We start from the raw sequence: 21,403 nt of genomic DNA on the forward strand, positions 1-21,403 counted from the left end.
GTTAACCTACATGTTTTTACTCGGGACACCCCTGAAACAGCTCGGCATTTGCTTTTTCGAGATTGGCTTAGACAGTCAGAAAAAGACTGTAAACTGTACGCTGATGCCAAATTTGAGGCAGTTAAAGGTTGCAGCTTTGACATTCAAAAATATCATGAAAATAAAAGTAAAGTGGTACACGATATCTATCAGAGAATTTTTAAACATTTAGGCTATATTTGATGTGCTATATATTGGAAAGGATAAAATCCACACGCTCCTCTACTGAAGCGCATGGTAATTCAATCAACTGATAGTCATACCTACGATAGGTTTTCACCATTGCGTGATATGTCGCGATGGCAACATCGAAAGATTGTTTGCGCTCTGTGTCCTGTACATATATGTCACGCCAGGGTGGTGCAATAAATACGATTCGGTTATAGCGAAATTTCTCGATGGCGTTCTCCAGATGCCTCGGTATGGTAAGCTCAGAAAGACGTAAATAACCCGCAACATCAGGAACACCACGATCAAAGAAGCAGGGTTGTGTTTGCCCCTCCGCTTCATGCCACGAACGCATTTCCCAGGATAGCATCAGCTCTGCAAATGCAGTCTGGTTGGCCCACGGTAATGCATCGCCGCCGATGTTAACCTGGTCTTGTATCACACCTCTTCCAGCTTCTTTAGAACACCAAAACCCTCGTTTTATAATCGTATCAATTATCGTACTTTTGCCTGACCCTGGGCCACCTGTAAGAATGAAACGATGTTGTAAAACTGATGACATTGACTTCTCCTGAATATTTATTGATGCGATGAAGCTGCAATATACCTGTGATGGTTTGAATAACTACATCTTATCCTGAATAACTAAAAAGTGTAATTATCAGGGTGCGAATGACTAAATTTCGCTCTTGAGGGACAACCATACTTAAATCTCCCACATTGCAGGAGATTTAAGTATGAATATGTCACCGTGGAACAAAGACCGTATTATCGGCCAAAAAAAACCACTTCAAATATCTCATATCTGGGGGATCCGAATCAGGCTGGAACTGGAAGGTAAAACGCGTGATTTGGCTCTGTTCAATATGGCCCTGGACAGTAAGCTGCGGGGCTGTGATCTGGTCAAACTCAAAGTATCTGATGTTGCATATGTTAGCTCTGTTTCAAACAGAGCAACGGGGTTGCAACAGAAAACCGGTAGCCCTGTGCAATTTGAGATAACCAAAGGAACAAGAGAAGCTGTTGCTGCATTGATAAAGCTTGGCAATTTGCACAGTAAAGACTTCTTGTTCCGGTCTCGGGTCGGAACTAATCAGCACATATCAACCCGACAATACAACCGTATCTTTCATGGGGGGTAGAAAAACTTGGTCTCGAAGATTCGCTTTACAGCACACATTCCATGAGAAGAACAAAACCTTACCTGATCTACAAGAAAACCAAGAATCTTCGGGTGATCCAACTTCTGTTGGGCCATAAGAAACTGGAAAGCACAGTCCGTTATCTGGGCATTGAAGTAGATGATGCGTTAGAGATCTCTGAATCGATTGAAGTCTAGGGTTGTCAGGGCTGCAACAGCAGCCCTGTGCCAAGAGCGGACAATGATTCAGAATAAAGAGAAATGAGAGTATCCATATATTGTGGATACTCTCCGAAAATGGCCTAAGAGGGTTCCTGACAGCTGTCACATGGAACGGAAGAGTTTGCGTAATTCCGTCTGTCCAGATAACCGCTTATCAGTACAAGAATAACGTTTATCGACACGATTATCCCGGCCACCTCGCCGACACTCCCAATCCCTGATTTCGCGACGACTATGCCGCCCAACCATGCCCCTGCAGCTATGCCAATATTAAAAGCCGAAATGTTCATGCTGGATGCAGCTTCTGTTGCATGAGGAAGGATTTTTTTCGCCTGCTGCATGACATACAGTTGCAAAACAGGAACGTTACCAAAGGCAAAAGCCCCCCATGCAATAATCACAGGGATGACCGCAACTTTACTCGAAGCCGTCAGCCCAAGAGTTAGCAGCGCCAGACTTAACATTACGTAAACCCACAGAAGCGCGGTAATTGCACCACGACGGTCTGCAAGCCGTGCAAAGTAATTATTGCCAAGCATAACCCCTGCACCGTAACAGACAAAAATGAGGCCCACAGAGGTAAGTGAATAGCCCGTTTGGCCCTGTAGTATTTCAGATAGAAAAGTGAAAGCCACAAACGATCCACAATGTCCAATCGTGGTGATTGCAAATACCAAAAGAAGCCTGGGTTTTATTAACACTTCAAACTGGGAGAGGAATGAGGAAGCCCCCGACGTTTTAAGATTTTTGGGCAGCCAGATAAGCATAGCAGCCATCGCAATTACTCCTGTCACCGCAATTCCAAGAAAAGCAGCTCGCCATCCGAATGCTTCACTTATCATTGTTCCTACAGGTCCGCCAGTAACCAGTGCGACTGTCAGACCTGTAAACATAATAGAAATTGCTCGACCCGCTTTTTCTTTTGCCACAAGACCAGAGGCGATGACAGAAGCAATGGAGAAAAATACGCCATGAGAAACCCCGGCAAGAACCCGTGAAATCAGAAGTACTGAGAAGCTGGGGGCGAGCCATGCAATGATATTGGAAAGTATAAAAAGACACATTAGCCCGGATGCAAGCAAACGCCGGTTTGCCTGACTGGTTACCGCAGTTAATACCGGAGCTGATATAGCAACACCCACTGCATAGAGAGTTACAAGCAGCCCTGCACTGGGGACATCAATATGAATATCATAGGCAATAGCTGGCAGGATCCCTACCACGATAAATTCTGCCATTCCCATCGCAAAGGCTGCAACAGCGAGGGCGTAAAGGCCAACAGGCATAATGACTCCCAATTATTTAATTACATTGAATGCCATCCCATTAGGGATATTTACGGCAAAAAATAGCGGGAAGCTGCTTTGTACTACAGCTTCACCAGGTAAACGTTAGAGCGGCATGGTGAAAAATTGAGAACCAAGCCATAGGCCTACCCCAAAAATGGTGTGCACGAAAAGTGAGGACAGACAGTTTTTTAAGGGTGTTGGTGTTTTACGTGCGAGAACACCCATACCCATTCCCGGCATGAGAATAAAAAACGGGGCTACAGCGGTCAGCACACCGAAGGTAACAGCGCTAACGAAGTTCGGTGGAGTTTTAATTAGAAGGCAAATACCGATGTACATGGCCCCATAAACAATGCCGGTCAAATAATGGAATCCCCAACCAAGCGCCACCTCGGAAGACACAGAGGGACTCTCGCTTATTTCAGTATTTATAAGTTTTCCATGGGGAATACCTGCAACCCATCGGCCAACCAAGTTCCAGTGGCTTTTACCGAAAACAAATTTTGATACCAGATCGCTGACAATTGTCGCAACAATACCGGCTCCCACCATGAGTGAAATCGCTTCAGATACCATTCAGAAAGTCCAAATTTAAGTAGTAATACAATTCGTACACCCAGAGTGCTCAGGGTCGTGCCAAGGCAATAACCACAACATCCATTATTCCATTGAACAATGGAATAATGGATGCGGTGATGAGCTAAACATAGAGCTATATACCCGAAATTAAATATATTACTGTTAATTAAGAAAAAATTTTACGCAAATGCCCCTTCAACAGGAAAACCTGCTCGTCGCCATTCACTGATACCTTGAGGGTAGATTGAACACGTAATCCCCTTGGCGGTAAGGCTTTGCATTGCCGCAATCGAGAGAAGGCAGTAAATGCCTCGGCAGTAAATGATCACTTCATGGTTATCATTAAAATTGAGTGCCCAGTCACTCACCTCCTCAACAGGAACAGATTGCGCTCCTGGAATATGGAAGGTTTCGAACTCATCTTTTGGGCGAACATCGACTAATACACAATTACCTGCATCTAACTTATTGATTAATTGATGAAGGGATATCGAATGCTCTGAAACCATATGCAGGGCGGTCTCCGTCTCGGGATAACCTATCTTTGCTGTAATATTCTTTACGTGATCGAGGAGCTGTGAAACCCCTTTATCAGCGATTGAATAGAATACTTTAACCCCGTCCTTGCGGGCGCGAACAACACCTGCATTTTTCAGGATCTGCAGGTGAGCAGAAACTGAAGTGATTCCGACATCGAGACTAATCGCCAGTCTTTCTACAGATTTTTCACCATGAGACAGCAATTCAAGTAACTGCATGCGTCTGCCATTGCCGAGTGATTTTGCGATATCAGAGGCTTTATCAAAAAAATGTGAATCTAATTCGCTAGTCATAGTTTCGCGTGCTCAGGTGTTAAGTAAGGAAATGATACCCATCAGCCTTCACTTCTGCTGGGAACTGATTGCTGAAAGGGTAGATAAGTGTCGTTTATTTAATGTCTGATTCTACATTAATCCATCACTCTATGGAATTATGTAGCATGAAACCTTAGAGACATTTGCTTGCTGCGTTGGCAGAAACAGTATGTTTTGAATAGGTCACTACACGCGTGAACGCATAAATTGCTACAAAATAGAAAGACAAATCCTCATTGAGGAGACAACTTTCGTCCGCTTCTCGCTCACAGCGGACCTTCAGCTCAGTCAGCAATGTCCGCTGCGTGCCAGGAGCGGATATTAAAGAAGAGGATCTTTGCTTAAACGCAGCGGAGTTTCTCCAATCTAATATCAGATTCACTAATATTTTCTTTTTTAACCCAGCCCAGTCGCATGTAAAATTTTGCCGCACGACTGTTTTTGTCGGTTTCAAGCCAGACTGCCTTATGGTGTTTGAATAATTCCTGCTCTGCGAGGTCAACAAGGCTGCGACCTACACCTCTGCCTTCATATTCAGGGAGAACAAAGACCGCAAAAAGACATCCTTCATCTGGCAAAATCATCGAGAAACCAATCACTTTTCCGTCATCTACGGCAACCCATGCGCAATGACTTTTCTCAATCATATCGGTGACAACGCTCTCGGTAATTCCCATCTGCTCCATTTCTTCTCGACTGAGATGATTTTCTTTAACCGAAGTTCTGACTTCAAAAATACCCTCTATATCAGTGGATAGAGCTAATCTTGTCCTTATATTCATTTGTCTTATTCCATGCTTGAGACAGTTTAATTTTGATGATCAGGCAGTGATATTCTCTGAGGATATAGAATCCTGAGTAAAATTGCCGCTGATGTCCGCCTCTTGCTCAAAGCGGATCCAAAGTCAGCTTTTAACCACTCGATACTTGTTGCAAATCACCGAGTGATGAGTTCACCGAACATACCAGTGTGGCATGATCCCACCACGCATTGTTATTCACTCTTATTGCAAGCACGTTAAATTGTGCTTTCTGTATCTCATCAATTAAAGCCGGGAGTGGTTTCAGAGTACGCCAGGGTTGACCATCTTTCACTAAATGGTGCCTGACCGGATCATAAGAGCTAATGTCAGCCGAATAACCGGGGGTTCCGCACATGGAACTGATCACAAAACGACCTCCGGGTTTGAGCAATCTCTTCACCTCTGCGAAAAAGAGAACCCGGTCATTATCTATCAGGCAATGCAAACAACTGCCGTCAATAATCAACTCAAACGTTGAGTCCTTACATTGATGTATACGGCAAACATTGCCAACAAAAAATTGTGCGGAGATACCAGCTTGCTGAAAACGCTTTTCTGCCCATCTGATAGCAGTCTCAGAAAAATCCACACCCCACACAGAATATCCTCGTTCAGCAAGGGACTGTGATGCCATAGCTCCGTTACCACACCCCATTTCAAGTACCGGCGCACCTGACCGGGGTAAATAGTGATGTAAATTGAGCCAATGAAAGATTTTTTCCTGCTGTTTTTTTGCCCTAATATAACCTTCGCCAGCCCAGGCGACAGCTCCGTTTGCTATCAGTTGCCTGTAATGTTTTTCATAGGGATTCATATTGAGACGCCTTTTTTACAACAATCCCCTTCACGTTTTACGCCATTTGTCGATGAAGTGAAGTTTATGGGCCTGGGTGCCAGTAATATCAGTAGACTTCACGACTCTTCAAGGGCCGCTTCATTCCAGAAGCGAAATCTAAGCCGTTCAGAGGGTTAAGTGCTGGGAAAGCCTTCAAGTATGTTAATTATCAAATCGAGTGGGAAGATGATTTCATTGGTCTGTCTGAGCTCTTCTAAGTTCCACCAGTAGTGTTCGCGAATGACTTCTTTTTCGTTGTTACTCCAACCTGATCGGTCAATATCTGATTTATCTGCACTAATAATAAAGAAACGTTCTTCAGCAAGAACGTTCTCACCACTTGGCAGCATCATAGGGAAGGTTCTGGAGGCTATTTGTGGTCCCGTAGTTCTTCTTGTCAGGCCCGTTTCTTCAAATAATTCACGTAACGCCGCCTGCTCAAAAGACTCGTTGTGCTCAAGTCCTCCCCCTGGCGTTGCCCAGTATGTTTTTCCTTCCAGAGCATCATCTTTATGGCAGAACCTGAAGAGCAGAACATGATTTTCAGGTGAAAGGACTATCAATCGAGAGGCTGGGCGAGTACGCATATCTTCCCTCTTAAATAAAATTTAAACTCTTATTTCGGATGTTCATCTAAACATAAATTGCAGTCTGCAAGTGCACATTGAGAATACTTTTTCTTGCCACGTCAACTGCGTTTATCGTCTTCTCTTTGCTCAAAGCAGACTGCCACCAATAACTCAATTTTTTGAAAAAATGGTACTCTTCGCAAAAGTATTCTCGAGTTCGACATTTTCCAACATCAACACCGCCCCCTAAAAAATCCAGCCTATCGCTGGGTTCAGATTGCTGACAAAAGTATCTTCGGGTAGCCCGGCTGGCCGAAGTGCCGCCGGGAACGTCCCCGGAGTCGGTACTGATGCACCTCGTCCGGGCTACTCGGGGATGAGCCCTGATACCGCCGCTTTCGCCGCCAACTCCGGTATCAAACCCGGCTTCCCGCCACCACTTGCCGCTCAAATTCAGCACAGGCGTGCTGGTACGCGGTTAGGTACATAACCCATGGCGTAAAGACTTTTATTTTTAACAGGTTACTGAGAAATTGGTGAATCTGTGTGGGAATCGTAGTCGCAAAAAGGCGAGCATAAACATTTCACCCCTCAATTTTTCAACCACAATTAACATTCACAAACTAATCAATATCCCCGACCATCCGTCGAGCTTTTCAAAAAAGGAGCCCCATGAAAAAAGTGGCTATCATCGGCGTTGGCCCCACAGGAATCTATACCTTCCATGCCCTGGTTGAACGCGGCGAACCGCTGACCGTGCAACTCTACGAGCAAGCGGAAGAAGCGGGTGTGGGCATGCCTTACAACAACGACAATAACGCGGACCATATGCTGGCGAATATTGCCAGCATTGAAATCCCGCCGATTTACATCACCTATCTGACGTGGCTACAGAATCAAAGCGATGACTACCTGACACAATTTGGTATTGAACGTACGTCGTTGCATGAGCGACAGTTTTTACCCCGTGTGATCCTTGGCGACTATTTTCGCGATCGCTTTTTAGCCATTGTCGATAAAGCCCGTGAGTCCGGTTTTGAGATTTGTGTTCATGAATCCAGCGAAGTCACCGATCTTCGCGCAAACCCACAGGGTGTTACGTTGTGGATCAACCACACACCACAGCCTGTCGAGGTTGATTTCGCGGTTATCGCCACCGGACATCTGTGGCCTGAGGGAGACGACACACCGCGAGAGTTTTTCCCCAGCCCGTGGACCGGCCTGATGAGCGCACAAATTAACGCCTGCAAAGTGGGCATTCTCGGTACGTCATTAAGCGCTATCGATGCGGCGGTTGCCGTGGTCACTCAACATGGCGCCTTCACCACCGATGCTGATAGCGTCATCCATTTTACGCGCAAACCCGGCAGCCAAAGCCTGAAGTTGACCCTGATGTCGCGCAGCGGTGTGCTGCCGGAGGCGGATTTTTACTGCCCTTTACCGTATGAACCATTGAATATCGCCACCGGGCAGGCGATTGAACACGTCATTGCACAGGGTCAGCGCGGATTACTGGACCGCCTCTTCCAGCTTATCGTCAAACAGTTGCAAAACGCAGCACCGCAGTGGAGCCAGCAGATAGCGCTTGAGACGCTGACGGCCGATACATTTTCCGACATCTATTTTGCCGACCGAATTCAGCACGGTCCTTTTGACTGGGCGAAACGCAACCTGCAGGAAGTGGAGCGCAACAAGCGGAAGCAACGCACCATCGCGTGGCGCTATACCCTGCTACGGCTGCATGAGGTTATCGAGCAGGTCGTGCCTCATCTTGACGATGGCGACAGAGAACGCTTCAAGCACGGTCTGGCTCGCGTATTTATCGATAACTATGCGGCGATCCCCTCAGAATCCATTCGCCGCCTGCTGGCGCTGTATGACGCAGGGTTGATTGAAATCCTCGCGCTTGGCTCGGATTACCAACGCAAAAATGAGCAAGGCATGACGGTTATCTATCACAACAATCAGCGCCGCGAATTTGATGTGTTTATTGATGCCAGAGGGCAGAAGGCGTTGAAGAGCAAAGATATCCCCTTCCCCACTTTGCGCCATCAACTGCTCGCCTGTGGTGATGAGATCCCGGATATCAGTGAAAATTACACGCTGCACGCGCCAAAAGACGCCGGTGGTCGCATCGCCTTTGGCGGGCTGCCATGGTTAATGCACGACCGTCCTTTTATTCAGGGTCTGGTCGTTAGCGCTGAAATCGGCGCAGCCATGGCAAATGTGCTAACGCAAGGCGCGGTGGGACGTCGAAGGAAACTGTGGAGCAGTGACGACATTGACTAACGGACCTCGTTGATGGGGAGGCAAGCATAAATTTAACCTGTTCTCGCCTCCGCATTTGTCGTCCTATGGCAAACTAGCGCCAGGCCGAATGACCGCCCAACGCGTATTTCCCGGCGCCCAAAAATGCCACCGCCAGTGCGCCAATAAAGAAATACACCAGACTTTCAATAGCCCATGCGCCGGTTTTATCCAACGACCAGGTTTCGCCCATTCCGACCATCAGCCACGCGACAACCATGGTGAATGCCAGCCCTAACGCGGCAGGTCGCGTCAGGATACCGAGAATAATCAGGCACGGTGCCAGCACCTCGCCGAGCAAAACGCCGTAGGCAATGAAACCCGGAAAACCTTTCGCTATCAGCATGCCGCTAATGCCATCAATCCCGGCGAACAGTTTATGCAGACCGTGGAACAGCATCAGTCCCCCCACAGCCAGGCGTAACAAAAACTTGCCAAAGTCCTCATGCGTCAGCATGCGATTTACTGCATTTAATAAATTCGTAACCATTTGAATTCGTTCCTTGTTTGCCATGCCCACAGTCAAGCTACGCGTTATCTTCGCCAAATGTAAGCTGCCGAAAATAAGGGGTAATGAGAAGCATAACTATTATCTTCATCTAAACTTGTAACCGGTATCACATTAAAGGAGATGGAAAACCATGAAACAAACGGTTGCCGCTTTTATTGCTAAAACGCTTGAACAGGCTGGTGTGAAACGTATTTGGGGCGTAACGGGTGACTCACTGAATGGTCTCAGTGACAGTCTCAATCGCATGGGAACGATCGACTGGATGCCAACCCGGCATGAAGAAGTTGCCGCCTTCGCCGCAGGTGCGGAAGCGCAACTGACCGGTGAACTGGCGGTGTGTGCCGGTTCATGCGGACCGGGAAACTTGCACCTGATTAACGGCCTGTTTGATTGCCACCGCAACCATGTCCCGGTGCTGGCGATTGCCGCGCATATTCCCTCCAGTGAAATTGGCAGCGGCTATTTTCAGGAGACCCACCCGCAAGAGTTGTTCCGCGAATGTAGCCACTATTGCGAGCTGGTTTCCAGCCCTGAGCAGATCCCACAGGTGCTGGCAATTGCCATGCGCAAAGCGGTGTTAAACCGCGGAGTTTCAGTTGTCGTGCTACCGGGCGATGTTGCACTGAAAGCCGCGCCGGAAAGCGCCAGCACACACTGGTATCACGCGCCGTTACCGGTGGTCACCCCGGCGGAAGAAGAGATGAGAAAACTGGCGCAACTGCTGCGCTATTCCAGCAATATCGCGCTGATGTGCGGCAGCGGGTGCGCGGGTGCACATAAAGAACTGGTGGAGTTTGCTGCCAAAATCAAAGCGCCGATTGTCCACGCCCTGCGCGGCAAAGAGCACGTCGAATACGACAACCCCTACGATGTAGGCATGACCGGACTGATCGGTTTTTCATCTGGTTTTCATACCATGATGAATGCCGACACGCTGCTTTTACTGGGCACCCAGTTCCCCTACCGTCCCTTCTACCCCACCGACGCCAAAATTATTCAGATTGATATCAATCCGGCAAGCATTGGCGCGCACAGTAAGGTTGATATGGCGCTGGTGGGGGATATCAAAGCCACGCTGCGTGCCCTGCTGCCGCTGGTGGAAGAAAAAACCGACCGTAAATTCCTCGATAAGGCCCTGAGTGATTATCGCGATGCGCGTAAAGGGCTGGATGATTTAGCCAAGCCCAGCGAAAAAGCCATTCACCCGCAGTATCTGGCGCAGCAAATCAGCCACTTCGCCACCGACGATGCCATCTTTACCTGCGATGTCGGCACCCCCACGGTGTGGGCCGCGCGCTATCTGAAAATGAACGGCAAGCGCCGCCTGCTCGGGTCGTTTAATCACGGCTCGATGGCGAACGCGATGCCGCAGGCGCTGGGTGCGCAGGCAACGGAACCTGCACGTCAGGTAATAGCCATGTGCGGCGACGGCGGCTTCAGCATGCTGATGGGCGATTTTCTTTCGGTGGTGCAGATGAAACTGCCGGTGAAAATCATCGTATTCAATAACAGCGTGCTGGGCTTCGTGGCAATGGAGATGAAAGCCGGTGGGTATCTGACCGACGGAACGGAACTGCACGACACCAACTTTGCCCGCATTGCCGAAGCCTGCGGCATCACCGGTATTCGCGTGGAGAAATCATCGGAAGTCGATGAGGCGTTGCAAAGAGCGCTGTCGATTGATGGCCCGGTGCTGGTCGACGTAGTGGTTGCAAAAGAAGAGCTCGCCATACCGCCGCAAATCAAACTCGAACAAGCGAAGGGTTTCAGCCTCTATATGCTGCGCGCTATCATCAGCGGACGCGGTGATGAAGTGATCGAACTGGCGAAAACCAACTGGCTAAGGTAAAACAGTGGGCATTACCTCACTTAAAAAGGAATGCCCGTGATCGACCTACGTAGTGATACTGTCACCCGCCCAAGCCGCGCCATGCTCGAAGAGATGATGGCGGCCCCGGTCGGGGACGACGTCTACGGCGACGACCCTACCGTCAACGCCCTTCAGCAGTATGCCGCTGAACTTTCTGGCAAAGAAGCGGCTATTTTCTTACCGACCGGCACCCAGGCAAATCTGGTGGCGCTGCTCAGCCATTGTCAGCGCGGCGAGGAATACATCGCAGGCCAGGGAGCACATAACTATTTATACGAAGCCGGTGGCGCCGCGGTGCTCGGCAGCATTCAGCCGCAGCCTATCGACGCCGCGCCAGACGGCACGCTGCCGCTGGACAAAGTCGCGGCTAAAATCAAAGCCGACGATATTCACTTTGCCCGTACCCGCCTGCTCAGCCTGGAAAACACCCATAACGGCAAAGTACTACCGCGTGAATATTTGAAGGATGCCTGGGAATTCACCCGCGAACGAAATCTGGCGCTGCACGTTGACGGCGCGCGTATTTTTAACGCCATCGTTGCCTACGGATGTGAGCTGAAGGACGTCACCCAATATTGTGACTCGTTCACCATTTGTCTCTCCAAAGGGCTCGGGACGCCGGTCGGGTCACTGCTGGTCGGAAGCCATGATTACATCAAACGCGCGATTCGCTGGCGTAAAATGACCGGCGGCGGTATGCGCCAGGCCGGTATTTTGGCGGCAGCCGGGCTGTATGCACTCAAAAATAACGTTACGCGTTTGCAAGACGATCACGACAACGCCGCCTGGATGGCAGAACAACTGCGTGAAGCGGGTGCCGATGTTATGCGTCACGACACCAATATGCTGTTTGTTCGCGTGGGTGAAGAACACGCCGCCGCGCTGGGCGAGTACATGAAGTCTAAAGACGTGCTGATTAACGCCTCGCCGATTGTACGTCTGGTGATGCACCTGGACGTCTCGCGTGAACAACTTGCTGAAGTCGCCGCCCACTGGCGTGCTTTCTTAAACCGCTAAGGAGACCGGCGTGCCGCAACGGATTTTGGTACTTGGCGCCAGTGGTTACATTGGTCAACATCTGGTACAAGCGCTCAGCCAGCAAGGACATCAGGTGCTGGCGGCGGCACGTCGCATCGAGCGACTGGACAAGCAGCAACTGCCTGGCGTCAGTTGTCATAAGGTTGATTTAAACGAACCAGATACCCTGACGCCGCTGCTGGCCGACGTTGACACGGTCTATTACCTGGTGCACGGGATGGGTGAAGGTGGTGATTTTATCGCCCACGAGCGTCAGGTAGCGCAGAATGTCCGCGATGCCCTGCGTCATACGCCGGTCAACCAGCTGATTTTCCTGAGCTCCTTACAGGCCCCCAAACATGAACAGTCCGATCACCTGCGCGCACGGCAGATAACAGCAGACACGCTGCGCGAATCCGGCGTATCGGTCACGGAATTACGGGCAGGTATTATCGTCGGAGCAGGCTCTGCGGCCTTTGAGGTGATGCGAGATATGGTCTACAACCTGCCGGTACTGACTCCGCCGCGCTGGGTACGATCGCGTACCACACCTATTGCGCTGGAGAATCTGCTGCACTATTTAGTTGCGCTGCTGGCGCACCCGGCAAGCAGCCACCGCGTACTCGAAGCTGCGGGGCCGCAGGTATTGAGTTATCAGGAACAATTCGAACATTTTATGGCGGTCAGCGGCAAGCATCGCCTGCTCATTCCTATCCCTTTCCCGACCCGCTGGATTTCAGTGTGGTTTTTAAATGTGATCACCTCGGTTCCGCCGACGACTGCCAAAGCGCTGATACAGGGCCTGAAACACGATCTGCTGGCCGATGACACCGAACTGAGGGCATTAATCCCCCAAAAGCTCATCGCCTTTGACGATGCGGTACGTAGCACGCTGAAAGAAGAAGAGAAACTGGTCGACTCCAGCGAGTGGGGCTACGACGCGCAGGCATTTGCCCGCTGGCGACCGGAATACGGCTATTTCGCCAAACAGGCCGGTTTTAGCGTCGAGACCCCCGCCAGCCTGAAGGCTTTGTGGCAGGTGGTGAATCGCCTCGGCGGCAAAGAGGGCTATTTCTTTGGCAATATTTTGTGGAAGACGCGCGCAACTATGGATCTGCTGGTGGGGCATAAACTGGCAAAAGGTCGGCCGGAGCGTCCGCTTTTACAGGTCGGCGATACCGTGGATAGCTGGAAGGTCATTATCGTCGAGCCGGAAAAACAGCTAACACTGTTATTTGGTATGAAGGCGCCTGGACTCGGTCGTCTGAGTTTTACCTTGGAAGATAAAGGCGATCGCCGACGCATTGACGTCCGCGCCTGGTGGCACCCGCACGGCATGCCCGGCCTGTTCTACTGGCTGCTGATGATCCCGGCACATCTGTTTATTTTCCGGGGGATGGCAAAGCGTATCGCCAAACTTGCAGAACAAATCACAGACTAAAGACAAAAAGAGGCTGTAATCTTTCATGTTTCCCATTGCATACAGGCGTAATTCACGGAAGAATGCGCACGAAGTTCTATTAAACACAGCGGAATGATATGAAGGTACTGGTTACCGGAGCCACCAGCGGCTTAGGCCGAAACGCGGTTGAGTTTTTACGCAAGAAAGGCATCAGCGTCAGAGCTACCGGTCGCAACGAAGCGATGGGTAAGCTACTGGAGAAAATGGGCGCAGAATTTGTGCATGCGGACTTGACCGAGCTGGTCTCTCCGCAAGCAAAAGTGATGCTCGCAGGTATCGACACGCTGTGGCACTGTTCCAGTTTTACCTCGCCGTGGGGAACACAGGAAGCCTTTGACCTGGCTAACGTCCGCGCTACCCGCCGACTGGGCGAATGGTCGGTTGCCTGGGGTGTGCGTAACTTTATTCATATCTCCTCCCCGTCGCTCTATTTTGATTATCACCACCATCGCGATATCAAAGAGGATTTCCGTCCGCACCGCTTCGCTAACGAATTCGCCCGCAGTAAAGCAGCCGGCGAAGACGTGATTGCGCTGTTAGCCCAGGCCAACCCGCAAACCCGGTTTACGGTACTACGTCCGCAGAGTCTGTTTGGCCCGCATGATAAAGTTTTTATCCCCCGCCTGGCGCACATGATGCACCACTATGGCAGCGTCCTGCTCCCGCACGGCGGCAGCGCACTGGTGGATATGACCTACTATGAAAATGCGATTCACGCCATGTGGCTGGCAAGTCAGGAAGCCTGTGACAATCTGCCATCAGGTCGCGTGTATAACATCACCAACGGTGAGCATCGCACGCTGCGCAGCATCGTGCAGAAGCTGATTGACGAACTGAATATTGATTGCCGCATCCGCTCTGTTCCCTATCCGATGCTGGACATGATTGCCCGCAGTATGGAGCGTCTGGGGAATAAATCGGCGAAAGAGCCTAAGCTCACGCACTACGGTGTCTCGAAGCTCAATTTTGACTTTACGCTGGACACCACCCGTGCCCAGGAAGAGCTAGGTTATCAGCCTGTCGTGACGCTGGATGAAGGGATTGAGCGTACTGCAGCCTGGCTGCGCGACCACGGTAAGCTGCCGCGTTAGGCTGATTGCCATTGCCGGATGGTGGCGCAGACGCCTTATCCGGCCGAGAAAAACCTGCCCGAATTAACTGTAGACCTGATAGGCGAAGCGCCATCAGACATTAGTGACCTGCGTTAACCTTGCCCGTATTTCTCCAGTAGCGCTTCGGCAATCGCCTGCGTTTGTGCATCCGCTACGCCGTTCCACAACGCCGGGCGGAAGTGCATCTGAAACGCCATAATCACCCGCTGCTGTTCACGCGGCGTCATGTCTGGTTTCACCTCGTAGCCGTAGCGCGATAGCAAATCAAGTAACGATGCGGTGTCCACCGGCGTATGGGGTTCACGTCCGCCAAGATAAAACGCGACGCGCTGTGCATCCGGCCAGGCACCTATGCCCTGTGCAGCCAGTTCACGCCACGGAAACAGCGGGCCGGGATCGTCTTTGCGCTGCGGAGCAATATCCGCATGCGCCACCACGTTCTGCGCCTTGATGTCGTAGCGGGCAATAATGTCCTTTGCCAGCGGAATCAACGCCTGGATCTGCGCGGCTTCAAATGGCGCAAAATATTTCACGCCCGCTGATTTCTGCCAGCCACGGTTTTCCAGCTCAATACCAATCGACGTGTCGTTAATCCGCGTGGCGCCCCGCCAGAAGCTGATCCCTGCATGCCAGGCCAGATCCTTTTCCGGGACCAACTGCCAGATCCGCGGCTTGCCACCGTGCAGCGGCGGAACTGCCGGGATCAGATAGTGCGAGCTGACGTTTTTATCCGTCAGCGTGGCCAGCGATGAGTCAAAATCATCAGCCGTGTAGTGAATAACCAGCACTTTAATGCGTGGATATGCCGCCTGAGCCTGACGTCGGGTATCCAGTTGATACCCGTTTTTATCGACAATCCCTTTCTCACTGGCACATCCCGTCAGTAGCACGGCGAATACCAGCAGCCATAACAGACGCTTCATCGGCGGGTTTTCACCGCGGTACCGCTGACGCTTACCATCAGCATGCTGCCGTCTTTGCCTACGGTTTCGTAATCAATATCGATACCAACGACCGCATCCGCACCCAGCGCTTTCGCTTGCTCGCCAAGTTCCTGAAAGGCAATTTCACGCGCTTTACGCAGCTCTTTTTCATACGCGCCGGAGCGTCCGCCGACAATGTCACGAATACCGGCAAAAAAATCGCGGAAGATATTGGCGCCTAAAATCGCTTCACCGGTTACCACACCGCAGTATTCCACGATGCTTTGCCCTTCCAGCGTAGGGGTGGTCGAAAACTGCATGGTATATCTCCTTATTGCGCTAACAACGCTACTTTAAAAGCATTATCGAACCGATACACTATCATTGAAAGGTTCCGATTGTTCAATTTTCCACACGACCGAAATGAGGCAATAAAAATATTATTGTTCAGCACATTCAGACACGCGAACGGAATCAATGAGTGCGGAAAAATTTTTTAATGAACACATTCCCTGCGTATTTTTCTCATCGCAGGCCGCTAAGGGCAGCACAATTTTTCCAGGGGGTGCTTGCAACGACAAAGGCTGCATGTCACGCATTTCCTGCAAGGTCTGATACATAAAAGAAACCTGCACCCAATCAGAATTATCACTGACTCGTTTCCACCTTTCAAAAACGAACTCCCCGCCCGGTGGCGTATTATCCGGCTGACCAGGCAGCGACACATTAAGGCCTAATGCCCCACTGAGATTGGCAAGATTGGTGTCATGTCCCGCAATAAACAACAAAGAAACGGGCAACTGAATTTCGTATTTATTCTCTATTGATCCCTGTGTTACGAGTGCTGTACGTATCAAATCAAGTAACGGCGTGGCCCTGCTACGGGCAACCTCCGGGGTTTTCTGCAGAAGGTCAAACTGCGCATTATGCAGACTTAATAATATACGCCATTCTTTATCGCCATTAATACGCCCCCAGGCCACCTGCGGCATCCCTTGCGCCTGTTGCAACAGAAAGATTTCCGTCAGGGTTGAAGCCAGTCCCCATGAGCCTGACAACGAAACATTCTCAGGAGAGACATTGAGTTCAGCAGGTAAGACGGCGGTTAACGAACACGGTGTAGACCGCCCGGATGCTTGACACATTTCTGACTGTGAGAAATTTAATACCCGTTCCAGCGCTTGAAATGCGGGTTGGTAGTGGCGCGTGTACTCATCAAGACTTCCGCCAGCCCGGGTCAGGATGGCCTCTTTCACCTGCGATGGGTTCAGCGAACACTGCCCCGCCTTGACGGGATTAAAAAGGGGATCAGATTTTGACTTATCTTGTTGATAATGAACCTGTATTTTACATTCCGGGGCCAGTCCAGTCAGAAACGCTTCGCCCGTTTTACGGGTACGTTGATCAATATCGGCAATGACTGCGATCTGCCCTGCCGTTGGACACGTTTTGTTATCAAGCAGGCCTTTGTCCACCAGACGTAAACGTTGATACCGCCCCAATTCAGCAACAAGCGCCCCGCCACGGGGGGTCAACCACCCCAGAGGAACATCCCATTGCGGCCAGTGATACGGAGTGACTTGCTGCATAAGGGGGGTGAATTTTGTCGGTGCTCTGACGCCGTGTCGACTCACGATGACAACACGCTCAAGCTTCATTCCGCTCTGTTCATCGGCGCGTAATGAAAGAGGGGCCAATATAAGCATTAAGAACAATAAACGAATAATAAGTGTACTCATTACCAGCACCACCTCGTCGTTAATGAATAATCAGAAGCCTGCACACGACAGGGCGAAGGTCTTACCTTGTCGAGAGCAGAATCATCCTACGCCTGTGATGATAAATATCCACCAGGATGGAATACTGGATTATCAGGTACCGCTGAAATTCTTACACTTTCGCCACCGCGACGTTAACACTCAGAAGAGATCGCACTCATAATTTCATCACGAAATTATTAAAATAAAAAAGCACCACCTCAGCTGGACGGCGATGCTCTAACGCATACTGGATTGTGTTTGAAAATTAGATTAGCTTAATTTTGATGTCATAACTTTCAAGCCCGGTCATTTTCTCACGAGCGATAAACTGAATATCAGAAACTTCTTTCCCGGTTTTTTTCTTCAGTTCGACAATTTTCTTTGTGATGAATTCAGATATATCCGCTTCAGTTTTATTTTTTAATTTTTCAACGTCCATTATGCACCTCTTCTGGTCTGTAACGGCATCAACGCGCCAGTAGATAGTATTATCTGTATAACCATGGATATCTATAAACCATACGATAAGAAGAATCAATAACCCAGGCGCAACTGTTCATTACGCACGCAGAAATTGTTTGCATATTAAACGACAAGAGAGGGACTGAAAGCAGGTTCAGAGTAAAAGATATTCTGACTTCACAACGACAACGTCAAGATGACGTTCTCACGACAAACAGGGAGAGTCATCTGTTAAGTCACTAAAAAAGGCCCCTTGAAGGGGCCTAAAAAATTATTTTCTGAAATCCAGCGGAGTCTGGCCGGACTGAATGTACATTGCAACATTATCAAATGTAATCATTTTAGATTTGCAAAAAATACATTTCGCGCCAAACGGATTTCCCTCAGTCACATCGAAGGTCGATGTTCTGTACTGAGAACCATGGCAACATGGGCAACGGAAGTGAATATGATTAGTAATAATAGTTACCTTAAAGCGCCACAACATTAACAGCGGATGGGCCTTTAGGTCCCTGCTCCACATTAAATTCGACTTCCTGGTTTTCATTCAGCGTTTTGAAGTCGTTACTCTGGATAGCAGAAAAATGCACAAACACATCTTTGCTACCATCTTTTGGCGTGATGAATCCAAAACCTTTCTCAGGATTAAACCACTTAACCAAACCAGTCATTTTATTAGACATATATTTTATTCCTTAATTTGAGCCTTTCGGCATATTTGGTTTTTTACAGAATCGACTAAGTGCTTAGCGGAGTGACTCAAAGAAGGGATAAATAGATAAACCTGAAAATGAGAACTGCGGGAGTAAACTACTTTGTAAATCGTCTGTTATTCAAACCGACGTTGCTATTAACGCATGGGGATAACAATTAATCAACTCTTATTTTAGCCATCCGGATACCCTGATAGCCGTTAAATATGAATAACGCTATCTTCAGTTAGCCTGATAAGCGCTCTCGCGACACCCTTAGGCATACCGACGCCATCCGTCGCCCCGCGTTTTATCGTCTCGTAAATAAGCATGCAGATACGTAGATGGTCTATACACTATAGGGAGCATCGTTGGCGACAACATCATGTCACAGTTTGATATACTGAACTGAGGTAAGCAGTCAGTACCCTCTGATGTCCGAAGCGGTGAACCCTGCGAATTTATGTAAGACAAAACAATGTGTTAATCGATTATACAATCATTGAAAGGATAGAATTGTTCATCGTAGAACACTATTAGTAGAAAGCTTATAAGGAAATCACTATGCGCTACTCGAAACTCTCTCTGCTGGTCCCCTGTGCACTTCTTCTCAGCGCCTGTACCACCGTTACTCCGGCTTATAAAGACAACGGCCCGCGTAGCGGCGCCTGCGTGGAAGGCGGGCCGGACAGTGTGGCACAACAGTTCTATGATTACCGTATTCAGCATCGTAGCAACGACATCACCGCCTTGCGCCCGTATTTAAGTGATAATCTGGCGAAATTGCTGACCGATGCCAGCCGCGATAACTCGCACCGCGAGCTGCTGACCAGCGATCCCTTCTCCAGCCGCACCACCTTACCGGACAGCGCCAGTGTCGCCAGCGCCTCGACCATTCCGAATAGTGATGCACGTAACATTCCGCTGCGCGTAGAGCTTAAGCAGGGTAATCAAACTTGGCGTGATGAAGTACTGATGATCCGTGAAGGCCAGTGCTGGGTAGTGGATGATGTACGCTATCTGGGTGGTAGCGTACACGCGCCAGCTGGGACGCTGCGCCAGTCCGTAGAAAACCGTTAACCTCGCCATTCAACCACTTAAATCATAAACCCCATAAATTGTCTGGCATTCTTCATAGAATGCCGACAATTATTCTTACCCTCTGGTGACCCCGCTATTTTGTGCTATGTTTAGTGAAGAATGCGGTTTGCATTTAACTTTTAACGCATAAATATTGCATAACTATTCTGTCAAAGGTAGTATCTGCGGCTTCAATAGCTATCAGACTGCCAGTATACGAGTGTCAATGAGTATTCAATTAAACGGCATTAACTGCTTCTACGGCGCACATCAGGCGCTGTTCGATATCACGCTGGATTGCCCTCAGGGCGAAACACTGGTGTTACTTGGCCCAAGTGGAGCCGGGAAAAGCTCGCTATTGCGCGTACTCAACCTGCTTGAGATGCCGCGTTCGGGCACGCTCTCTATTGCCGGTAACCGTTTCGACTTCACGAAAACACCTTCCGATAAGGCCATTCGTGAGCTGCGTCAGAACGTGGGCATGGTCTTTCAGCAATACAATCTTTGGCCGCATCTTACGGTGCAGCAGAATCTGATCGAAGCTCCCTGCCGCGTACTGGGACTGACAAAAGATCAGGCGCTGGCGCGCGCTGAAAAGTTACTGGAACGTCTGCGTCTGAAGCCCTACAGCGATCGTTATCCACTGCATCTTTCCGGCGGTCAGCAACAGCGCGTGGCCATTGCCCGTGCGTTGATGATGGAACCTCAAGTATTGCTGTTTGATGAACCCACCGCAGCGCTTGACCCGGAAATTACTGCACAAATCGTCAGCATCATTCGCGAGCTGGCGGAAACCAACATTACTCAGGTGATCGTCACCCACGAAGTGGAAGTCGCCCGTAAAACGGCCAGTCGTGTGGTGTATATGGAAAACGGTCATATCGTCGAGTTTGGGGATGCGAGCTGCTTTGCCAACCCGCAAACCGAAGCGTTTAAAAACTATCTCTCTCACTAAGATTCGGGACAATGACAATGAAAAAAGTTCTGATTGCCGCGCTAATCGCAGGTTTTAGCCTTTCCGCTACCGCAGCCCAAACCATCCGTTTCGCTACCGAAGCGTCTTATCCTCCGTTTGAATCCATCGATGCCAATAACAACATCGTAGGCTTTGACGTTGATCTGGCGAATGCGCTGTGTAAAGAGATCGACGCCACCTGTACGTTCACCAACCAAGCCTTCGACAGTCTAATCCCGAGCCTGAAATTCCGTCGTTTTGACGCGGTTATGGCCGGTATGGACATCACGCCTGAGCGTGAAAAGCAGGTGTTGTTCACTACGCCTTACTACGACAACTCGGCGTTGTTTGTTGGTCAACAGGGTAAATACACCAGCATTGACCAGCTGAAAGGCAAGAAAGTCGGCGTACAAAACGGGACCACACACCAGAAATTCATCATGGATAAACATCCGGAAGTCACCACCGTGCCGTATGACAGCTACCAGAATGCCAAACTCGACCTGCAAAACGGGCGTATTGATGGCGTCTTTGGTGATACCGCTGTCGTGACCGAATGGCTGAAAGACAATCCGAAACTGGCCGCTATCGGCGATAAAGTCACTGATAAAGATTACTTCGGTACCGGTCTGGGCATCGCGATGCGCCAGGGCAATACCGAGCTGCAGCAGAAATTCAACGCTGCACTGGAAAAAGTGAAGAAAGATGGGACGTACGAAACCATCTATAACAAATGGTTCCAGAAGTAATATT

Annotated in this window: 23 protein-coding genes and 1 pseudogene; 10 read left to right on the forward strand and 14 right to left on the reverse strand. The window is 49.6% G+C overall.

The window, feature by feature from the left end; genetic code table 11:
• Window positions 1–222: GrpB family protein (locus IMQ48_RS17265; protein WP_196209985.1), on the forward strand; the 222-nt coding region annotated here is incomplete at its 5' end.
• A 4-nt stretch (window positions 223–226) separates the two neighbouring features.
• On the opposite strand, the gene IMQ48_RS17270 is transcribed toward IMQ48_RS17265, so the two are convergent.
• The gene (locus IMQ48_RS17270) at window positions 227–769 is read right to left on the reverse strand and encodes an AAA family ATPase (RefSeq protein WP_196209986.1); all 543 of its coding nucleotides are present in this window, start codon (window positions 767–769) and stop codon (window positions 227–229) included.
• Window positions 770–944: 175 nt separating this feature from the next.
• Here IMQ48_RS17270 and IMQ48_RS17275 point away from each other — a divergent pair.
• A pseudogene (locus tag IMQ48_RS17275) lies at window positions 945–1,546 on the forward strand (site-specific integrase).
• A gap of 104 nt (window positions 1,547–1,650) precedes the next feature.
• On the opposite strand, the gene IMQ48_RS17280 reads toward IMQ48_RS17275, so the two are convergent.
• From IMQ48_RS17280 to IMQ48_RS17305, 6 genes are all read right to left on the reverse strand, one after another.
• Window positions 1,651–2,856, reverse strand: coding sequence for an MFS transporter (locus IMQ48_RS17280; RefSeq protein WP_196209987.1), 1,206 nt, complete (start codon window positions 2,854–2,856; stop codon window positions 1,651–1,653).
• 105 nt (window positions 2,857–2,961) lie between these two features.
• Complete coding sequence (locus tag IMQ48_RS17285; RefSeq protein ID WP_196209988.1) at window positions 2,962–3,435, reverse strand: DUF2938 family protein; 474 nt, start codon at window positions 3,433–3,435, stop codon at window positions 2,962–2,964.
• 182 nt (window positions 3,436–3,617) lie between these two features.
• Window positions 3,618–4,271, reverse strand: coding sequence for a metalloregulator ArsR/SmtB family transcription factor (locus IMQ48_RS17290; protein WP_196209989.1), 654 nt, complete (start codon window positions 4,269–4,271; stop codon window positions 3,618–3,620).
• A 362-nt stretch (window positions 4,272–4,633) separates the two neighbouring features.
• Entirely contained in the window at window positions 4,634–5,074 is a 441-nt protein-coding gene (locus tag IMQ48_RS17295) for a GNAT family N-acetyltransferase (RefSeq protein WP_196209990.1), read from the reverse strand.
• 130 nt (window positions 5,075–5,204) lie between these two features.
• On the reverse strand, window positions 5,205–5,909 hold the full coding sequence (locus IMQ48_RS17300) for a class I SAM-dependent methyltransferase (RefSeq protein ID WP_196209991.1): 705 nt from the start codon (window positions 5,907–5,909) through the stop codon (window positions 5,205–5,207).
• A 155-nt stretch (window positions 5,910–6,064) separates the two neighbouring features.
• The gene (locus IMQ48_RS17305) at window positions 6,065–6,517 is read right to left on the reverse strand and encodes an NUDIX hydrolase (protein ID WP_196209992.1); all 453 of its coding nucleotides are present in this window, start codon (window positions 6,515–6,517) and stop codon (window positions 6,065–6,067) included.
• Window positions 6,518–7,171: 654 nt separating this feature from the next.
• Between IMQ48_RS17305 and IMQ48_RS17310 the strand changes: the two genes are divergently transcribed.
• A complete protein-coding gene (locus tag IMQ48_RS17310; RefSeq protein ID WP_196209993.1) occupies window positions 7,172–8,788 on the forward strand; it encodes an FAD-NAD(P)-binding protein in 1,617 nt (538 codons plus the stop codon).
• Window positions 8,789–8,861: 73 nt separating this feature from the next.
• On the opposite strand, the gene IMQ48_RS17315 is transcribed toward IMQ48_RS17310, so the two are convergent.
• Window positions 8,862–9,296 carry a DoxX family protein gene (locus IMQ48_RS17315; protein WP_196209994.1) on the reverse strand — a complete coding sequence of 145 codons (435 nt, stop codon included), beginning with the start codon at window positions 9,294–9,296 and terminating at the stop codon, window positions 8,862–8,864.
• 151 nt (window positions 9,297–9,447) lie between these two features.
• Here IMQ48_RS17315 and poxB point away from each other — a divergent pair, with 151 nt between their 5' ends.
• The 4 genes from poxB to IMQ48_RS17335 all read left to right on the forward strand — a co-directional run bounded on the left by poxB (window position 9,448) and on the right by IMQ48_RS17335 (window position 14,757).
• On the forward strand, window positions 9,448–11,166 hold the full coding sequence (gene poxB, locus IMQ48_RS17320; RefSeq protein WP_196209995.1) for a ubiquinone-dependent pyruvate dehydrogenase: 1,719 nt from the start codon (window positions 9,448–9,450) through the stop codon (window positions 11,164–11,166).
• A gap of 36 nt (window positions 11,167–11,202) precedes the next feature.
• Window positions 11,203–12,204: a low-specificity L-threonine aldolase gene (gene ltaE, locus IMQ48_RS17325; protein WP_196209996.1), complete on the forward strand. Its 1,002-nt coding sequence runs from the start codon at window positions 11,203–11,205 to the stop codon at window positions 12,202–12,204.
• Between the two features lie 10 nt (window positions 12,205–12,214).
• Entirely contained in the window at window positions 12,215–13,645 is a 1,431-nt protein-coding gene (locus IMQ48_RS17330) for an SDR family oxidoreductase (RefSeq protein ID WP_196209997.1), read from the forward strand.
• Window positions 13,646–13,743: 98 nt separating this feature from the next.
• Window positions 13,744–14,757 carry an NAD(P)-dependent oxidoreductase gene (locus tag IMQ48_RS17335; RefSeq protein WP_196209998.1) on the forward strand — a complete coding sequence of 338 codons (1,014 nt, stop codon included), beginning with the start codon at window positions 13,744–13,746 and terminating at the stop codon, window positions 14,755–14,757.
• Between the two features lie 113 nt (window positions 14,758–14,870).
• Here the strand turns inward: IMQ48_RS17335 and IMQ48_RS17340 are convergent, their stop codons facing one another.
• The 6 genes from IMQ48_RS17340 to IMQ48_RS17365 form a co-directional block, all read right to left on the reverse strand.
• Complete coding sequence (locus tag IMQ48_RS17340; protein WP_196209999.1) at window positions 14,871–15,701, reverse strand: N-acetylmuramoyl-L-alanine amidase; 831 nt, start codon at window positions 15,699–15,701, stop codon at window positions 14,871–14,873.
• Window positions 15,698–16,021, reverse strand: a complete 324-nt coding sequence (locus IMQ48_RS17345) for a heavy metal-binding domain-containing protein (protein ID WP_001160725.1) — start codon at window positions 16,019–16,021, stop codon at window positions 15,698–15,700. The genes IMQ48_RS17340 and IMQ48_RS17345 overlap by 4 nt, the downstream gene beginning before the upstream one ends.
• Before the next feature lie 120 nt (window positions 16,022–16,141).
• Window positions 16,142–17,440: an AppA family phytase/histidine-type acid phosphatase gene (locus IMQ48_RS17350; RefSeq protein ID WP_196210000.1), complete on the reverse strand. Its 1,299-nt coding sequence runs from the start codon at window positions 17,438–17,440 to the stop codon at window positions 16,142–16,144.
• A 286-nt stretch (window positions 17,441–17,726) separates the two neighbouring features.
• Window positions 17,727–17,900, reverse strand: a complete 174-nt coding sequence (locus tag IMQ48_RS17355) for a GnsA/GnsB family addiction module toxin (RefSeq protein ID WP_096756542.1) — start codon at window positions 17,898–17,900, stop codon at window positions 17,727–17,729.
• Between the two features lie 294 nt (window positions 17,901–18,194).
• Window positions 18,195–18,383, reverse strand: coding sequence for a cold-shock protein (locus tag IMQ48_RS17360; RefSeq protein ID WP_071888153.1), 189 nt, complete (start codon window positions 18,381–18,383; stop codon window positions 18,195–18,197).
• Between the two features lie 10 nt (window positions 18,384–18,393).
• Window positions 18,394–18,606, reverse strand: a complete 213-nt coding sequence (locus IMQ48_RS17365; protein ID WP_196210001.1) for a cold shock domain-containing protein — start codon at window positions 18,604–18,606, stop codon at window positions 18,394–18,396.
• 573 nt (window positions 18,607–19,179) lie between these two features.
• Between IMQ48_RS17365 and IMQ48_RS17370 the strand changes: the two genes are divergently transcribed.
• The 3 genes from IMQ48_RS17370 to artI all read left to right on the forward strand — a co-directional run bounded on the left by IMQ48_RS17370 (window position 19,180) and on the right by artI (window position 21,399).
• On the forward strand, window positions 19,180–19,695 hold the full coding sequence (locus IMQ48_RS17370) for a lipoprotein (RefSeq protein ID WP_115258065.1): 516 nt from the start codon (window positions 19,180–19,182) through the stop codon (window positions 19,693–19,695).
• Window positions 19,696–19,921: 226 nt separating this feature from the next.
• Window positions 19,922–20,650, forward strand: a complete 729-nt coding sequence (gene artP / locus IMQ48_RS17375) for an arginine ABC transporter ATP-binding protein ArtP (protein ID WP_196210002.1) — start codon at window positions 19,922–19,924, stop codon at window positions 20,648–20,650.
• A gap of 17 nt (window positions 20,651–20,667) precedes the next feature.
• On the forward strand, window positions 20,668–21,399 hold the full coding sequence (gene artI / locus IMQ48_RS17380; RefSeq protein WP_196210003.1) for an arginine ABC transporter substrate-binding protein ArtI: 732 nt from the start codon (window positions 20,668–20,670) through the stop codon (window positions 21,397–21,399).
• Window positions 21,400–21,403: the final 4 nt, after the last annotated feature.

This window comes from Citrobacter sp. Res13-Sevr-PEB04-36, assembly GCF_015672735.1.
In the GTDB taxonomy this organism is placed as follows: domain Bacteria; phylum Pseudomonadota; class Gammaproteobacteria; order Enterobacterales; family Enterobacteriaceae; genus Citrobacter.

Bases quoted from the DNA above. Each gene is read 5' to 3' on its own strand.
- IMQ48_RS17270 (WP_196209986.1), bottom strand. From the start codon at position 769: ATGTCATCAGTTTTACAACATCGTTTCATTCTTACAGGTGGCCCAGGG.
- IMQ48_RS17280 (WP_196209987.1), bottom strand. From the start codon at position 2,856: ATGCCTGTTGGCCTTTACGCCCTCGCTGTTGCAGCCTTTGCGATGGGA.
- IMQ48_RS17285 (WP_196209988.1), bottom strand. From the start codon at position 3,435: ATGGTATCTGAAGCGATTTCACTCATGGTGGGAGCCGGTATTGTTGCG.
- IMQ48_RS17290 (WP_196209989.1), bottom strand. From the start codon at position 4,271: ATGACTAGCGAATTAGATTCACATTTTTTTGATAAAGCCTCTGATATC.
- IMQ48_RS17295 (WP_196209990.1), bottom strand. From the start codon at position 5,074: ATGAATATAAGGACAAGATTAGCTCTATCCACTGATATAGAGGGTATT.
- IMQ48_RS17300 (WP_196209991.1), bottom strand. From the start codon at position 5,909: ATGAATCCCTATGAAAAACATTACAGGCAACTGATAGCAAACGGAGCT.
- IMQ48_RS17305 (WP_196209992.1), bottom strand. From the start codon at position 6,517: ATGCGTACTCGCCCAGCCTCTCGATTGATAGTCCTTTCACCTGAAAAT.
- IMQ48_RS17310 (WP_196209993.1), top strand. From the start codon at position 7,172: ATGAAAAAAGTGGCTATCATCGGCGTTGGCCCCACAGGAATCTATACC.
- IMQ48_RS17315 (WP_196209994.1), bottom strand. From the start codon at position 9,296: ATGGTTACGAATTTATTAAATGCAGTAAATCGCATGCTGACGCATGAG.
- poxB (WP_196209995.1), top strand. From the start codon at position 9,448: ATGAAACAAACGGTTGCCGCTTTTATTGCTAAAACGCTTGAACAGGCT.
- IMQ48_RS17335 (WP_196209998.1), top strand. From the start codon at position 13,744: ATGAAGGTACTGGTTACCGGAGCCACCAGCGGCTTAGGCCGAAACGCG.
- IMQ48_RS17340 (WP_196209999.1), bottom strand. From the start codon at position 15,701: ATGAAGCGTCTGTTATGGCTGCTGGTATTCGCCGTGCTACTGACGGGA.
- IMQ48_RS17345 (WP_001160725.1), bottom strand. From the start codon at position 16,021: ATGCAGTTTTCGACCACCCCTACGCTGGAAGGGCAAAGCATCGTGGAA.
- IMQ48_RS17350 (WP_196210000.1), bottom strand. From the start codon at position 17,440: ATGAGTACACTTATTATTCGTTTATTGTTCTTAATGCTTATATTGGCC.
- IMQ48_RS17355 (WP_096756542.1), bottom strand. From the start codon at position 17,900: ATGGACGTTGAAAAATTAAAAAATAAAACTGAAGCGGATATATCTGAA.
- IMQ48_RS17365 (WP_196210001.1), bottom strand. From the start codon at position 18,606: ATGTCTAATAAAATGACTGGTTTGGTTAAGTGGTTTAATCCTGAGAAA.
- IMQ48_RS17370 (WP_115258065.1), top strand. From the start codon at position 19,180: ATGCGCTACTCGAAACTCTCTCTGCTGGTCCCCTGTGCACTTCTTCTC.
- artP (WP_196210002.1), top strand. From the start codon at position 19,922: ATGAGTATTCAATTAAACGGCATTAACTGCTTCTACGGCGCACATCAG.
- artI (WP_196210003.1), top strand. From the start codon at position 20,668: ATGAAAAAAGTTCTGATTGCCGCGCTAATCGCAGGTTTTAGCCTTTCC.